13 protein-coding genes are annotated in these 13,733 nt (G+C 58.3%); 8 read left to right on the top strand and 5 right to left on the bottom strand.

Annotation, left to right across the window (positions count from 1 at the left end; translation table 11 throughout):
- Window positions 1-77: 77 nt before the first annotated feature.
- Genes yfcF through yfcD form a run of 3 tightly spaced genes read left to right on the top strand, consistent with a single transcriptional unit; the run spans window position 78 to window position 1,936 of the window.
- Complete coding sequence (yfcF, locus tag AAE045_RS13080; protein ID WP_455425256.1) at window positions 78-722, top strand: glutathione S-transferase; 645 nt, start codon at window positions 78-80, stop codon at window positions 720-722.
- Between the two features lie 58 nt (window positions 723-780).
- Window positions 781-1,365: a phosphodiesterase gene (gene yfcE, locus AAE045_RS13075; protein WP_455548113.1), complete on the top strand. Its 585-nt coding sequence runs from the start codon at window positions 781-783 to the stop codon at window positions 1,363-1,365.
- Between the two features lie 25 nt (window positions 1,366-1,390).
- A complete protein-coding gene (yfcD, locus tag AAE045_RS13070; protein WP_455548112.1) occupies window positions 1,391-1,936 on the top strand; it encodes an NUDIX hydrolase YfcD in 546 nt (181 codons plus the stop codon).
- Window positions 1,937-1,980: 44 nt separating this feature from the next.
- Here the strand turns inward: yfcD and AAE045_RS13065 are convergent, their stop codons facing one another.
- Together AAE045_RS13065 and AAE045_RS13060 are read right to left on the bottom strand one after the other, a co-directional pair.
- Complete coding sequence (locus tag AAE045_RS13065) at window positions 1,981-3,594, bottom strand: FGGY-family carbohydrate kinase (protein ID WP_455548111.1); 1,614 nt, start codon at window positions 3,592-3,594, stop codon at window positions 1,981-1,983.
- Between the two features lie 22 nt (window positions 3,595-3,616).
- On the bottom strand, window positions 3,617-4,366 hold the full coding sequence (locus AAE045_RS13060; protein WP_455548110.1) for an SDR family oxidoreductase: 750 nt from the start codon (window positions 4,364-4,366) through the stop codon (window positions 3,617-3,619).
- Between the two features lie 122 nt (window positions 4,367-4,488).
- On the opposite strand from AAE045_RS13060, the gene AAE045_RS13055 reads away from it, so the two are divergent.
- The gene (locus AAE045_RS13055) at window positions 4,489-5,511 is read left to right on the top strand and encodes a LacI family DNA-binding transcriptional regulator (protein WP_455548109.1); all 1,023 of its coding nucleotides are present in this window, start codon (window positions 4,489-4,491) and stop codon (window positions 5,509-5,511) included.
- Here AAE045_RS13055 and AAE045_RS13050 read toward each other — a convergent pair.
- Window positions 5,508-6,449 carry a sugar-binding transcriptional regulator gene (locus AAE045_RS13050; RefSeq protein ID WP_455548108.1) on the bottom strand — a complete coding sequence of 314 codons (942 nt, stop codon included), beginning with the start codon at window positions 6,447-6,449 and terminating at the stop codon, window positions 5,508-5,510. The two genes, AAE045_RS13055 and AAE045_RS13050, sit on opposite strands and share 4 nt — an antisense overlap.
- Window positions 6,450-6,660: 211 nt before the next feature.
- On the opposite strand from AAE045_RS13050, the gene dalD reads away from it, so the two are divergent.
- From dalD to AAE045_RS13030, 4 genes are all read left to right on the top strand, one after another.
- Window positions 6,661-8,025 carry a D-arabinitol 4-dehydrogenase gene (gene dalD / locus AAE045_RS13045; protein WP_455548107.1) on the top strand — a complete coding sequence of 455 codons (1,365 nt, stop codon included), beginning with the start codon at window positions 6,661-6,663 and terminating at the stop codon, window positions 8,023-8,025.
- A 10-nt stretch (window positions 8,026-8,035) separates the two neighbouring features.
- Window positions 8,036-9,499 carry a xylulokinase gene (gene xylB / locus AAE045_RS13040; RefSeq protein ID WP_455548106.1) on the top strand — a complete coding sequence of 488 codons (1,464 nt, stop codon included), beginning with the start codon at window positions 8,036-8,038 and terminating at the stop codon, window positions 9,497-9,499.
- A 66-nt stretch (window positions 9,500-9,565) separates the two neighbouring features.
- Window positions 9,566-10,846 (top strand): RbtT/DalT/CsbX family MFS transporter, encoded by a 1,281-nt coding sequence (locus AAE045_RS13035; protein ID WP_455548105.1) that lies wholly within the window; start codon window positions 9,566-9,568, stop codon window positions 10,844-10,846.
- Between the two features lie 50 nt (window positions 10,847-10,896).
- Window positions 10,897-11,553: an HAD family hydrolase gene (locus AAE045_RS13030; RefSeq protein ID WP_455548104.1), complete on the top strand. Its 657-nt coding sequence runs from the start codon at window positions 10,897-10,899 to the stop codon at window positions 11,551-11,553.
- Window positions 11,554-11,633: 80 nt separating this feature from the next.
- On the opposite strand, the gene AAE045_RS13025 is transcribed toward AAE045_RS13030, so the two are convergent.
- Together AAE045_RS13025 and AAE045_RS13020 are read right to left on the bottom strand one after the other, a co-directional pair.
- Window positions 11,634-12,893 carry a sugar ABC transporter permease gene (locus tag AAE045_RS13025; protein ID WP_455548103.1) on the bottom strand — a complete coding sequence of 420 codons (1,260 nt, stop codon included), beginning with the start codon at window positions 12,891-12,893 and terminating at the stop codon, window positions 11,634-11,636.
- A 3-nt stretch (window positions 12,894-12,896) separates the two neighbouring features.
- Window positions 12,897-13,709 (bottom strand): ATP-binding cassette domain-containing protein, encoded by an 813-nt coding sequence (locus AAE045_RS13020; RefSeq protein WP_455548102.1) that lies wholly within the window; start codon window positions 13,707-13,709, stop codon window positions 12,897-12,899.
- Window positions 13,710-13,733: the final 24 nt, after the last annotated feature.

Raw genomic sequence — 13,733 nt, 5'->3', positions numbered from 1 at the left:
TGAGGTTTGCTCAAGTGACAGGCCGCCGTTTTCGCTATATGTTCAAAAGCCGGATGCGATGAATGACGAGGATTACCATGAGCCAGCCCGTAATTACCCTTTGGTCAGATGCGAATTTTTTCAGCCCCTATGTGCTTTCGGTCTATGTTGCCCTGAAGGAGAAGGGGTTGAATTTCACGACGGAAACTGTCGACCTCGCCGCCGGGCAGCAGCTACAGCCGGGCTGGAAGGGCTATGACTTCACGCGTCGCGTGCCGCTGCTGGCGGTAGACGAATTTGTGCTGAGCGAATCTTCCGCCATCACCGAGTATCTGGAAGAGCGCTTCGCCCCGCCAACCTGGGAGCGCATCTATCCGGTAGATATCGAAAAGCGCGCCCGCGCCCGCCAGATTCAGGCCTGGCTGCGCAGCGACCTGATGCCGATTCGCGAAGAGCGTTCGACGGACGTGGTTTTCGGCGGGGTAAAAAAACCGGCGCTCAGCCCTGCGGGCGTTAAGGCCGCAGAGAAGCTGTTTGCCACGGCGGAGTCCGTTTTGCCGGTCGGCCAGCAGAATCTGTTTGGGGAATGGTCGATTGCCGATACGGACCTGGCGCTGATGCTGAATCGGCTGGTGCTGAACGGCGATGCGGTGCCGGAACGCCTGCAGGAGTATGCCGCCTTCCAGTGGCAGCGGGCCTCCGTCCAGCGCTTTATCGCCCGTTCGGCTAAACGTACGGGCTGATCCCGCAGGTTTTGTTCGCTATCATTGAGCCACTTACCATTAAAAGAGGTGTGGACTTATGAAGCTGATGTTTGCCTCCGATCTTCACGGTTCCCTACCGGCCACCGAAAAGGTGCTGGAAATTTTTGCGCGCAGCGGCGCTCAGTGGCTGGTGCTGGTGGGCGATTTGCTCAACCACGGGCCGCGTAACGCGCTCCCGGAAGGCTATAACCCGGCGAAGGTTGCAGAAGGGCTTAATACCGTGGCGGAGAAGATCATCGCGGTGCGCGGCAACTGCGACAGTGAAGTCGACCAGATGCTGCTTAACTTTCCGATTACCGCCCCGTTTGCGCAGATCCTGCTGCCGGGTCAGCGCCTGTTCGTGACGCACGGGCATCTTTATAATCCAGAAAAATTGCCACCTTTAGCACCACACGATGCGCTGATTTTCGGTCATACTCATCTTCCCGTGGCGGAAATTCGCGATGGGATCTACTTCTTCAACCCCGGTTCGGTGAGCATCCCGAAAGGCGGATTTGAAGCGAGCTACGGCATGCTGAACGACGACGTTCTGACCGTTCACACACTGATTAACGACAGGGTTATTGCACAGGTTGGCATTACCCCGTACCTTACCGCTGGTAAGATCTTAAACGCGCCGTAAGAGCGCCCAATAGAGAAGGTTTCCGATGGTGGAACAGAGTCATTTTGCTGGCACGGAATGGGTAGACATTGTTAACGAAGACAATGAAGTGATCGCACAGGCCAGCCGTGAGCAGATGCGCGCGCAGGGCCTGCGTCACCGGGCTACCTACATTGTTGTACACGACGGTATGGGTAAAATCCTGGTGCAGCGCCGCACCGAAACCAAAGACTACCTGCCGGGCATGCTCGATGCGACCGCCGGAGGCGTTGTACAATCTGACGAACAGCTCCTCGATTCCGCCCGTCGCGAAGCCGAAGAAGAGCTGGGTATCGCGGGCGTTCCTTTTGCCGAACACGGCATGTTCTACTTCGAAGATAAGCACTGCCGCGTCTGGGGCGGGCTGTTCAGCTGCGTCTCCCACGGCCCGTTCGCGCTGCAGGAAGACGAGGTCAGCGAAGTGAGCTGGATGTCTCCGGAAGAGATCACCGCCCGCTGCGACGACTTCACCCCGGATTCGTTAAAGGCGCTGTCGCTGTGGATGACGCGCAACGCCAAGAACGAATCGAAGTCCGCTGCCGCAGCCGAGTAAGCGCAGCCTGATCTAACCCTCTCTGCCAGGAGAGGGCCTGCCTGTTAATTATCCCGAATCGCCTTCGCCGTCTGCTGTAAAAGCTTATAGCTCTCATAGCGCGCCCGGTGCGTCTGGCGGTATGTTTCCTGCGGCTCAAACTGCCGATCCAGCTTCGTCATCTGCGACATTGCGTGACTGACGGTTGCGGCAACATTCCCCGCTACGGCGCCGAGGATCGCTGAACCTAACAGTACCGGTTCGCTACACTGGGTAGCGATGACCGGCAGATCGCAGGCGTCCGCCAGCAGCTGGCGCACCAGCGGGTGCTGGCCTGCGCCGCCGCTGATCGCAATTTTCTCTGTTTTAACCCCTGCGTGACGCTGGGCGTCGACGATTTGTCTCAGCCCGTAGCCAATGCCGCCCAGCCCGGCGACGTAGAACGCCAGCAAATTATCCAGATCGTTTTCCATGCCCAGCCCGGCAATCGCGGCCCTGGCATGGGGATCGGCGAACGGCGCTCTGTTACCCAGGAATTCCGGCACGACGTGCAGCCCATGGGCAAGCTCTATGGCACGGGAAGGATCGGTAATCCTGGCCAGCACCAGGTCTGCCAGATAAACCGGGAGCGGAACGTTCAGCGCCCTGGCCTGCCTGCGCGCTTCGGCGGCGGCAGGATGGAAAGAGAGAAGCTGGTCGATAGCCGCGCCCGCCGCGCTCTGGCCGCCCTCGCTGAGCCACATCCCCGGCACCATCGCCGAATAATACGGCCCCCAGACGCCGGGAATATAAACGGGCTGCTGCGTGGAGGTCATCGTACAGGCCGATGTGCCAAATACCCAGGCGAGGTTATGCTCCGCGCCCTTGTCCACCCCCGCGGTGCCGATGCCGCCCGCGTGGGCATCTATCATCCCCACGGCGACCGGCGTACCAGCCGGCAGCCCCATGTCGTCTGCTGCGGCAGCGCTTAGCCCCTCGCCGCAGGGCGTGCCAGGTTCAACAATCCGCTGCCCGATGCGCACGAACTCTTCCTCTGCCAGTTCCTCAAGCCCGATGGTGCGGAAGTAGTCGCCATCCCAGCGTTTTTCATGGGCCAGATAAGTCCATTTGCAGGTTACGGTACAGTTAGATCGCGCCAGATCGCCGGTGGCGCGCCAGGTCAAAAAGTCCGCCAGGTCAAAGAACTGCCAGGCGCTATCGTAAACCTCCCGGCGATTCTCCTTCAGCCAGAGCAGCTTTGGCGTCTCCATTTCCGGGGAGATTTTGCCGCCAACGTATTTCAGCACGGGATGCGCGGTGGCGTTTATCCGCTCGGCCTGTTCGGTGGCCCGGTGATCCATCCAGACGATGATATTTTGTTCTGGAGCCTCTGCGTCACCGACCGGCAGCGGCTCGCCATCTTTTCCCAGCACCACAAGCGAACAGGTGGCATCAAAACCTATGCCGCGCACGCTGGTGGGTGAAACGCCTGCGGAGCTCACGGCTTCGCGAATGCTCTCGCAGACCGCCCGCCAGATTTCATTGCTGGACTGCTCAACCTTGCTGCCCGCGCTGCGGTGCAACGTAATAGGCCTTGAAGCATGGGCCAGCAGGTGTCCGGCTGGATCGAAGATCCCGGCGCGTACGCTGCCGGAACCGACGTCAACCCCGATCAGGGTACTTTGTGTTTCGCTGTTCATTACGGTATCCATCTTCCCTGGATCACAGATCCACGCTGTTTGGCAGAATGACCAGATCGCGAACGGTCACGTTTTTACTGCGCGTCACCATAAACAATACGGATTCGGCGACTTCAATCGGCTGCATGAGGCTGCCGTTGGCCAGCGCCTCTTCCATTTTCTCTTTTGGCCAGTCGTCGAGCAGGGCGGTGACCACCGGGCCCGGCAGAACGGCGCCAACGCGCACGCCGTGCTGAGCGACCTGGCGACGAGTCGAGTGGACAAACGCCTGGACGGCAAACTTGGAAGCGGTATAAATGGGTTCCCAGATAACCGGCACCACGCCCGCGATGGAGCTGGTGAAAATAATATCCCCGGACTTCTGGGCAATCAGATGGGGCAGCACCGCCCGCACGCTGCGGAACGCGGCGTTAATGTTAAGGTGAAGCACACGGTCCCAGACGTCAGGGTCGCCTTCCGCTACCGGACCGCCAATGTACGCGCCTGCGTTAGCATGGAAAATATCGAGACGCCCTGCTTTTTCCAGGATCCCGGCGAGAATATTGTCGACCTGCTGCGGCTGCATAAGATCGACCACCAGCGCAAAGGCGTTCTCGCCCATTTCTGCGGTCAGCTTCTCAAGCTTTTCGCCGTCGCGGTCAATCAGCACAACCTTCGCGCCCGCCGCAAGCAGCGTTCTCGCGCATTCCAGCCCGATGCCGGAGGCGGCTCCGGTAATGGCAGCTACTTTGCCGCTAAGCGCGCAATTCATGGAGGGTAAAGTGTTTTTCATTTTATAATCCTTGTCAGCCAGGCAGATTATTGGGATGCAATACAAATTGCTCAATCGATAGAGCAGATTTAGCACCAGATGAAATTTGCGGCAAGCCCGATAAAAAACGGAGAGAGAAATTTGTGATACGCACCAGGAAAACGAAGAAAATAACGATTTATGACCTGGCGGAGCTGACCGGGGTTTCGGCGAGCGCGGTGAGCGCCATTCTTAACGGCAACTGGAAGAAGCGCCGCATCAGCGCGAAGCTTGCCGAGAAGGTCACCCAGGTGGCTCAGGAGCAGGGCTACGCGGTTAACCGCCAGGCCAGCCTGCTGCGCAAAGAGAAATCCCGCGTGATTGGCATGATTGTGCCGAAATACGATAACCGCTACTTTGGCTCTATCGTTGAAAAATTTGAAGAGATGGCGCGCGAGCGCGGCCTGTTCCCGATTATTACCTGTACCCGTCGTGACCCGGCGCTGGAGCTGGAGGCGGTGCGCACCATGCTCTCATGGCAGGTAGAATGGGTTATTGCCACAGGCGCAACGCGCCCTGATGAGATCTCCGAACTGTGTTCACAGGCGGGCGTTCACACCCTGAATCTCGACCTGCCGGGCACGCTGGCACCTTCGGTTATTTCCGATAACTACGCGGGATCGAAGGCGTTAACCGAACGCATTCTGCTTAACGCTGAAAAGCGCTTCGGTAAGAAGGTCGCACTGACCTTTATTGGCGGCAGGCGCAACGATCACAATACGCGTGAGCGCCTGCGCGGCTTCCGGGATGCGCATCAGGAAGCGGGCCTGGTTGTTTCAGCGAAAAATACTTTTGTGGACGGCTATTCGCCGAAGCATGTGCAGGCCGGATTACAGGACTTTATGCCGCCTGAAGATGGCGTTTACGGCCTGTTTGTTAATTCGACCATTTCGCTGGAAGGTGTGGTGCAGTGGCTTGCCGCCCGCGGGCAAACCGGCACGCAGCAGCCGCCGATGGGCTGCTTTGACTGGGATCCGTTCGTGCCGCTGCTGGGGCACGATATTGATATGGTGCGTCAGGACGTGCCCGCAATGCTGGAGGCGGCGTTTTCGATTATCGATTCCGGCGACGCCAAAATTCAGTGCATCGAAATCCCACCGACCCTTACTACCGGTAGCCCGCTTTAGCGGGTGAGCAGCCAGCGGGCAGTGTGCTCATCGGTCACCAGGCCGTTAATCCACCGGCCCTGCAGCGCCGAGTAAATCACCGGGCGTTTGTCTTCGCCACAGGCTGCGGCAATGCGTGGACACTGGCTGCGGCGGATATCATAGCTGGTGATCAGATTGTTGATATCGCTCTCCACCACGTCGCCGCTGGCGTCGATAAAGCGGCCCAGAATTTCGCCAATAGCGCCTTGCCGCGTCAGGGTTTCCAGCTGCTCCAGAGTGATAAACCCATCCTTAAAGATAGGGCTTTGCTGCGACAGCGCACCGATGCCGACGAAGATCACGTCTGCGTCCTGGGCAACATCTGAGACGTTGTTGAACAGGCGGTTGGAACACCACATCTGATGTTCCAGCGAGGTCTGCGCGTAGCGCGGCGCGGGCCACTGATAATAGTTGGCCTGGATTTTACTGGCCAGCAGCAGCGGAACATCGTCGTAGTAGTTACATTTCCCGTCCGCGTTCATGGCGCTGATTAACGCCACACAGCGCGTATTGTCACTGTCGAAATCAATCCGCCGGATGGTCTTTTTCAGCGTCAGGCCTGAGCCAATGCCGACCACTTTGTCATTGTCGCCGTGCAGATATTTCTCCATCAGCTGGTAACAGCCGAAGGAGACGCTGTCGAGCGTCATGTCGCTGGTAAAAGCGGGGACGACGTTGCACTCGATCAGATCGTATTTTTCTTTCAGCATCTGCGCGTAGTTCATGCAGCTGGCCACCGGATGGTTAAGGCCAATGGAAACGATGCCTTCCTCTTTCGCCGCCGCCAGAAGGCGCTGTACGACAGGGCGGGAGGTGCCCAGCTGGGTGGCTATTTCGCTCTGGTTCTGTCCGGCAATGTAGTACATCCACGCGGCGCGTACTTTCTGATCCAACCGGATATCATCTTCAGTTATCAATTTTTTCAGCACCTTAGAAGGAGGGCGGGAAGCTATTTCCCGCTGTGATACCCGCATTCTGGCGCGTGCAGACCATGCAGGCAACACTAATTTATCCGCATCTGGTCATTTGTATTTTTATAGGTCATTTGCTCTTTTGTGACGTAAAGCTCTTAAATAAATTAAATGTTCAATTACATTCAGCTCACAAACCTGAATGGAGAGCTACGTCATGACTACGAATACCTGGTTACACATTGGTCTGGGATCTTTTCACCGCGCGCACCAGGCCTGGTACCTGCACCGTCTGATTGCGCAGGGCGATACCCGCTGGCACATCGCCGCCGGGAATATTCGCAATGATGCGGAGCATGTCGTCGCTGCCCTGACGGCGCAGAAGGGCCGCTACGTGCTGGAAACGGTCAGTCCTGAAGGGGAGCGGGCCTATGAAGAGATCACCTCCATTCAGAAATTGCTGCCGTGGCAGGCCGATCTGCAACCGCTGATTGCCGAAGGGGCAAAGCCGGAAACCAGGGTCATCGCGTTCACCGTGACGGAGGGGGGTTATTACCTGAATACTTCCCACGGGCTGGAGGTTGCAAACGCCGATCTCGCCTGCGATCTGAAGGGCGGCAACAAAACGATTTATGGCGTCATCACCCGTATCCTTGAGCAGCGCATGGCAAACGGTGCGGGCCCGCTGACCCTGCTCAACTGCGATAACGTGCGCCACAACGGCGAACGTTTCCACGACGGGCTGGAGGAGTTCCTGCAGCTGACCGGTAAACAGTCGGTCATCGAGTGGCTGGCAGCAAACGCCACCTGTCCGAACACGATGGTCGACCGTATCACGCCTCGTCCGGCGGCGGATCTGCCCGCGCGTATCAAAGCGCAGACCGGCATTGACGATAAAGCCCCGGTGATGGGCGAAACCTTTATCCAGTGGGTCGTTGAGGACAATTTCCGCGACGTTCGCCCGGATCTGGAGGCCATTGGCGTGGAGATGGTCGAGTCTGTCATCCCTTATGAAGAGGCGAAAATCCGAATTCTCAACGCCTCCCACAGCTGCATCGCTTGGGCGGGCACGCTGATGGGGATGAAGTTTATCCACGAAAGCACCCTGACGGACGCCATCTACGCCGTGGCCGACCGCTATGTCACCGAAGATGTGATCCCAAGCCTTGGCGATAACGGCATTGACCTGCCGACCTACCGCGACGTGGTGCTCAAACGCTTTACTAACCCGTACATCGAGGATACCAACCAGCGGGTGGCGGCCGACGGCTTCTCGAAAATCCCGGCGATGATGACCCCGACGATGATCGAATGCTACCAGCGCGGTGCCGTTCCGCATGCAACCGCCATGCTCCCTGCGCTGTTCTTTGTCTTTATGGAGCAGTGGCACAAGGGCCAGCTGCCGTATGAATACCAGGACGGCATTCTGGATGCGGACGCGGTACACGCCATGTTTAACGCCGAAGACCCGGTTGCGCTTTACGCCAGTGACAAAGCACTGTTCGGGGAATTGGCGCAGCGGGAAGACTTCACCGCGCTGCTGCGTGAAAAAATTCAGGCTGTTTATTCGCTGATCCGCTGAGGAATAAATCATGTACTTAGGCATCGATCTCGGCACCTCCGAAGTAAAAGCGCTGGTCATTGACGAAAACGGTGACATCGTGACCAGCCACAGCGCGCCGCTGACCATTCAGCGACCCCATCCGCACTGGTCAGAGCAAAGTCCGCAGGCCTGGTGGGAAGCCACCGACTACCTGATGAGCACGCTAAAAGAGAAATGCGGGCAGCACTGGGCGGCAATTAAAGCCGTTGGCCTCTCCGGGCAGATGCACGGCGCGGTGCTGCTGGACGAGTCAGACGAGGTGATTCGCCCGGCCATCCTGTGGAACGATACCCGCAGCGCGTTGGAGTGCACCGAGCTGGAAGAAATGGCTCCTGAGCTGCATACGGTGGCCGGGAACCTCGCCATGCCGGGCTTTACGGCACCGAAGCTGCTGTGGGTTCGCAGGCATGAGCCGGAAAATTTCAGGCGTATCGAGACGGTTTTGCTGCCGAAGGATTATCTGCGGCTAAAGATGACCGGGAAAAAAATCTCTGACATGTCCGATTCGGCGGGCACGCTCTGGCTTGACGTTGCAAGGCGTGACTGGTCGGACAGCCTGCTCGAGCAGTGTGGCTTGTCCAGGCGCAATATGCCCGCGCTGGTGGAAGGCTGCGATGTCTCTGCAACGCTTGCGCCGGAAATTGCCGAACGCTGGGGGCTTAACCCATCGGTGGTGGTGGCCGGGGGCGGCGGCGACAACGCGGTCAGCGCCATTGGCGTCGGGGCGGTTAACCCAGGGGATGCGTTTATCTCCCTGGGCACCTCCGGCGTGCTGTTTGTGGTTAACGAAGCGTATCGCCCGGCGCCGGCCTCTGCGGTCCATGCTTTTTGCCACGTGCTGCCCAACCGCTGGCACCAGATGAGCGTGATGCTGAGCGCCGCCAGCTGCCTGCAATGGTTCTGCCGTCTGGTTGGCGTCACCGAAACGGCGCTGCTGGAAGAGGTGGCTCAGCTCGGCGAGGACGAAAAGGCGGAGGCACCGATGTTCCTGCCGTATCTCTCCGGCGAACGCACACCCCATAACGATCCGAACGCCAAAGGGATTTTCCACGGGCTGACGCACGCCAGCAATCGCGCCTCCATGGGTTACGCCGTGCTTGAAGGCGTGAGCTTCGGCCTGGCCGACGGGCTGCGGGTATTGCAGGAAAGCGGTACGCGTATTGAACAGTGTTCGCTGGTAGGAGGCGGTGCCCGTAGCCCGTTGTGGGCGCAGCTGCTGGCGGACGTGCTCAATATGCCGATTGTCACCCACAAGGGCGGCGAAACCGGCGGCGCGCTGGGGGCTGCCCGCCTGGCCTGTCTGGCGGCGGGTAAAGAGCTGGCATCGGTTTGCAGGAAGCCGGAAATTTACCAGACCTGGCCGCCGCGGGCGCAGCAGCATACCGCGCTGATGAAGCGCTATGGGCAATTTAACGCGCTCTATCTTAACGATCTGAATTATAGAACCTTCTGATTTTAATAATAAAAATGACCCCGGTTACGGCCGGGGCTTACCCTGTACATAAGAAACGAGGTCACTATGTCCGTTGCTAACAAACAATGGTTTGGATTACCGCTTCACCTGCTGTGGGGCTATATCGCCATCGCCGTATTCATGACCGGCGACGGTTTTGAGCTGGCGTTCCTCTCCCACTACATTAAAGAACTGGGTTTCTCGCCCGCGCAGGCGTCATTTGCCTTCACACTCTACGGCCTCGCCGCCGCGCTGTCCGCCTGGGTATCCGGGGTGGTCGCCGAAATTATTACACCGCAGAAAACCATGTTTATCGGGTTCGTGCTGTGGTGCGTGTTCCACGTGCTGTTCCTCACCTTTGGCCTGGGCCATGCCAACTATCCGTTGATTTTACTGTTCTATGGCATCCGCGGCTTTGCCTATCCGCTGTTCCTCTACTCCTTCATCGTGGTGATTATCCATAACGTGAAGAGCGAGAACGCCAGCTCCGCGCTGGGCTGGTACTGGGCGGTTTATTCGATTGGTATTGGCGTGGCGGGCAGCTACATTCCGAGCTTTACCATTCCGCTGGTGGGCGAGCTGGGTACGCTGTGGATGGCGCTATTCTTCTGCCTGGCGGGCGGGGTGATTGCGATGATTTCCCTGCGTAACGTCCATACCCCAACGCACATGCACAACCTCACCACCAGAGAGAAGCTCAACGAGCTGAGCCGGGCAATCACGCTGCTCTATACCAACCGCAGCATTATGTATTCGAGCATGGTGCGCATCATTAATACCCTGTCGCTGTTCGGCTTCGCGGTTATCATGCCGCTGATGTTCGTCGATGAGCTGGGCTTTACCACCTCCGAGTGGCTACAGGTATGGGCGGTGTTCTTCTTTACCACCATTTTCTCCAATATTTTCTGGGGCATAGTCGCAGAAAAACTGGGCTGGATGCGCGTCGTGCGCTGGTTCGGCTGTATCGGTATGGCCCTTTCGAGCCTGGCGTTCTACTACGTGCCGCAGCATTTCGGGCATAACTTCGCCATGGCGCTGCTTCCGGCAATCTCGCTGGGAATTTTCGTGGCGGCGTTCGTGCCGATGGCGGCGGTCTTCCCGGCGCTGGAACCGCGCCACAAGGGGGCGGCAATCTCCGTCTATAACCTCTCTGCGGGTCTGTCGAACTTCCTGGCCCCGGCGATTGCGGTTGTGCTGCTGCCGTACTTCAGCACTCTCGGCGTGGTTATCGCCTATACCGCGCTGTATGTCATCGCCTTCTTCCTGTGCCACTTTATCCGCGTTGAGCAGCCAGGTTTTGAAAGTACCGCAGTTTCTGCCACGAAAGGGGCGGTGCGGGCGTCTTAACAGATTTTTGGCTGGCAACGTTGTCAGCCATTTAATCAAGCGGAACAGTCATGAAAGTTGAAGCGGTTATTTTTGATATGGACGGCGTCATTATTGATTCGGAAGGCTTCTGGCAGCGTGCCCAAATCGAGGTGCTGGCAGAACAGGGAATCGCCATTACCGCTGAGGAGTGCGAGCGCTTCACCAAAGGGAAACGGATTGATGATATCGCAAGGCTATGGTGCGAAAGATACTCGCTGAGCATCTCCTCGCCCCAGGCTGAAGAGCAAATTGTTACCCTGGTCTGCGCTGCCATCCGCCGCGAGGGCGTGGCAATGAACGGGTTAGAACAGGCACTGCGCAGCTTCCGTGCCGCTGGCTACCGCCTGGCATTGGCGACTTCTTCTTGTAAACAGATCATTGAAGCGGTGTTTGACCGGCTGAAATTATGGGACTGGTTTGACGTGGTGTGCAGCGCGGATGATGAACTTTTTGGCAAGCCCCATCCCGCAGTTTATAGCAAGGTATTACACAAGCTGGGGCTGGAGGCAGGAGAGTGCAGGGTGATTGAGGATAGCCTGAATGGTTTTACCGCCGCGCAGCGGGCGGGAATCAAAACCTTTGTGGTGGCACCCGACTACGATGACGCAAAGTTTGCGGCGGCGTTTGGCCGCTATGCCTCCTTAAGGGAGCTCGTCGACGCGCTGGAGCCTGAGCAGGTTTATTAAATCTGGAAGCGCAGAAACCAACCCGGGGGAGTAACCGGTCTTTGTGAACCCGGCTTCTGCGCTTCCCCTTTTTATGCTAATCAGGCGCGGCCGTGGCTCACCCGCGAGCGTCTCGCCATCGAATCCACAATCACCGCAATAGCCAGCACGCCGCCAGTTATCATATAGCGTAATGACGACGGCAGATTGAGCAGCGTCAGTCCGTTGGAAATACACTGAATGACGATGATGCCGAGCAGGGCCGAGTATGCGCTGCCGCGTCCGCCGAACAGGCTCGTGCCGCCGATCACCGCCGCCGCGATGGCGTTAAGATTCACGTCTCCGGTCCCCGCCTGCTGGCTGGCGGAGGCCAGACGTGAAGCGGCAAGGATCCCGCCGGTGGTTGCCAGCACGGAACAAATCATAAACGCGCTGATATAAATACGCCGTACGTTAATGCCGGAGCGGCGGGCAGCTTCGCGATTGCCCCCAACGGCAAACATTGAGCGGCCCCATTTTGTCCGTTTCAGCGCGTAGTTCAGCATGACAACGACGAGGATAAACAGCCCGAATACCCACGGAACCCCGCGTCCGATGTTGAGATAGAAAACCATAAATTCGAACACGGCAGTCATAAATATGCTGCGCGCCCAAAGCGAGCCGAGAGGTTCGCAGGACAGGTTGGCCTGAGTCCGGCGCGTGCGGGTGCGCAGCCCCAGGACCAGCATCAGCACCCCTGGCAGCAGCGCAAACAGATGCGCCAGCCAGCCCGGCATCACCAGCACCTGGCCGAAGCGCACCAGCGGGGAAACGTAGGGCAGGTTAATGCTTCCCGACGGGCCGAGAATATAGAGCTGCATGCCGAGCAGCGCGAGCAGCCCGGCGAGGGTTGCCACAAAGCTTGGCATCCCTAAACGGCTGTACAGCTGGGCGTAAAGCAGGCCCACGGCGGCGCCTACCGCCAGTGCGACGGCTATCGCGCCCACAATGGGCCAGCCCTGGTTTACCCATAGCACGCCGATTATGGCCGAGGCCAGACCGCTCATCGACCCTACGGAAAGATCAATCTCACCCAGCAGCAGTACGCAGACGATACCCAGCGAAATAAAGCCCACCGTAGCGCAGTCGAACAGCATATTGACCAGGTTGTTGGGGGCCAGATAAATCGGGTTCAGCACCGTAAAGACGATGGAGATAATGATAAGCCCGAGCACTACGGGGATCATCCCCAGGTCGCCGGTCTTGATACGCGTGATGTAAGCACGAAGCAGGCCGGAAAGCGTGTCCTGGTGACTGACGCGTTCGTCGCTGCGGTCCAGCCGGGTTTCAGGCGACAGCGGTTTATTGGTGGTTGTGGTCATGGCTCAGCTCGCCCCCGTCGTATGTTGATGCGATTTTCTCTCCACCCGGCGCGACACGGCGTTCTCCGTCGCTCCGGTAATGGCGGCAACCAGATCCTGGTTGGTGGCCTCCGGCGTAAAAATGCCTTTGTTGCGGCCCAGGCGCAGAACCACTATCCGATCGGCAACCGCCCGCACGTCTTCCATGTTGTGACTGATGATAATCACGCCCAGCCCGCGTTCACGCACCCGCTCAATCAGGTTCAGCACCTCTGCGGTCTGCGCCACGCCGAGGGCGGCCGTGGGTTCATCGAGCATAATGATTTTGGGGTTGAGCAGCAGCGAGCGGGCGATAGCGACGGTCTGCCGCTGTCCGCCAGAAAGGGAGGCAACCGGTTCGCGCACTGAGGGAATGCGGGCCGCCAGCTCTTTTAGCAGTGTCCAGGCCCGCACCTCCATAGTCACCTCATCCAGCTCCCAGGCCGACAGCTCGTGCCCCAGAAACAGGTTCGCCACCACGTCCAGGTTTTCGCACAGCGCCAGATCCTGAAACACGGTGGAAATGCCGTGCTCCAGCGCCTTGCCCGGGCTGTCGAGAGTGATTTCCTTGCCCTCAAATTCAATAGTGCCGGAAGTGGGCTGATACACCCCCGCCAGTACTTTAACCAGCGTCGATTTGCCCGCGCCGTTATCGCCGACCAGCGCCACGACTTCACCCGCGTAAACGTCGAGATCGATATCCGTCAGGGCAGAAACGGCGCCAAAATTTTTAGAGATTTTCCTTAGCTGAAGAAGCGGGCTATCCGTGCGCGGGGCGAGGCCATTATCGATTAACATAGTAAAAACCTTCTTATCGTCGGT

The sequence above is a fragment of the Dryocola clanedunensis genome (assembly GCF_038405435.1).
GTDB lineage: Bacteria > Pseudomonadota > Gammaproteobacteria > Enterobacterales > Enterobacteriaceae > Dryocola > Dryocola clanedunensis_A.
This window is presented reverse-complemented; position numbering and strand designations above follow the sequence as displayed.

Excerpts from the sequence above, each read along its gene's own strand:
- AAE045_RS13025 (WP_455548103.1), bottom strand. The coding sequence starts at position 12,893 with ATGACCACAACCACCAATAAACCGCTGTCGCCTGAAACCCGGCTGGAC.
- dalD (WP_455548107.1), top strand. The coding sequence starts at position 6,661 with ATGACTACGAATACCTGGTTACACATTGGTCTGGGATCTTTTCACCGC.
- AAE045_RS13020 (WP_455548102.1), bottom strand. The coding sequence starts at position 13,709 with ATGTTAATCGATAATGGCCTCGCCCCGCGCACGGATAGCCCGCTTCTT.
- yfcE (WP_455548113.1), top strand. The coding sequence starts at position 781 with ATGAAGCTGATGTTTGCCTCCGATCTTCACGGTTCCCTACCGGCCACC.
- yfcF (WP_455425256.1), top strand. The coding sequence starts at position 78 with ATGAGCCAGCCCGTAATTACCCTTTGGTCAGATGCGAATTTTTTCAGC.
- AAE045_RS13060 (WP_455548110.1), bottom strand. The coding sequence starts at position 4,366 with ATGAAAAACACTTTACCCTCCATGAATTGCGCGCTTAGCGGCAAAGTA.
- yfcD (WP_455548112.1), top strand. The coding sequence starts at position 1,391 with ATGGTGGAACAGAGTCATTTTGCTGGCACGGAATGGGTAGACATTGTT.
- xylB (WP_455548106.1), top strand. The coding sequence starts at position 8,036 with ATGTACTTAGGCATCGATCTCGGCACCTCCGAAGTAAAAGCGCTGGTC.
- AAE045_RS13065 (WP_455548111.1), bottom strand. The coding sequence starts at position 3,594 with ATGAACAGCGAAACACAAAGTACCCTGATCGGGGTTGACGTCGGTTCC.
- AAE045_RS13030 (WP_455548104.1), top strand. The coding sequence starts at position 10,897 with ATGAAAGTTGAAGCGGTTATTTTTGATATGGACGGCGTCATTATTGAT.
- AAE045_RS13035 (WP_455548105.1), top strand. The coding sequence starts at position 9,566 with ATGTCCGTTGCTAACAAACAATGGTTTGGATTACCGCTTCACCTGCTG.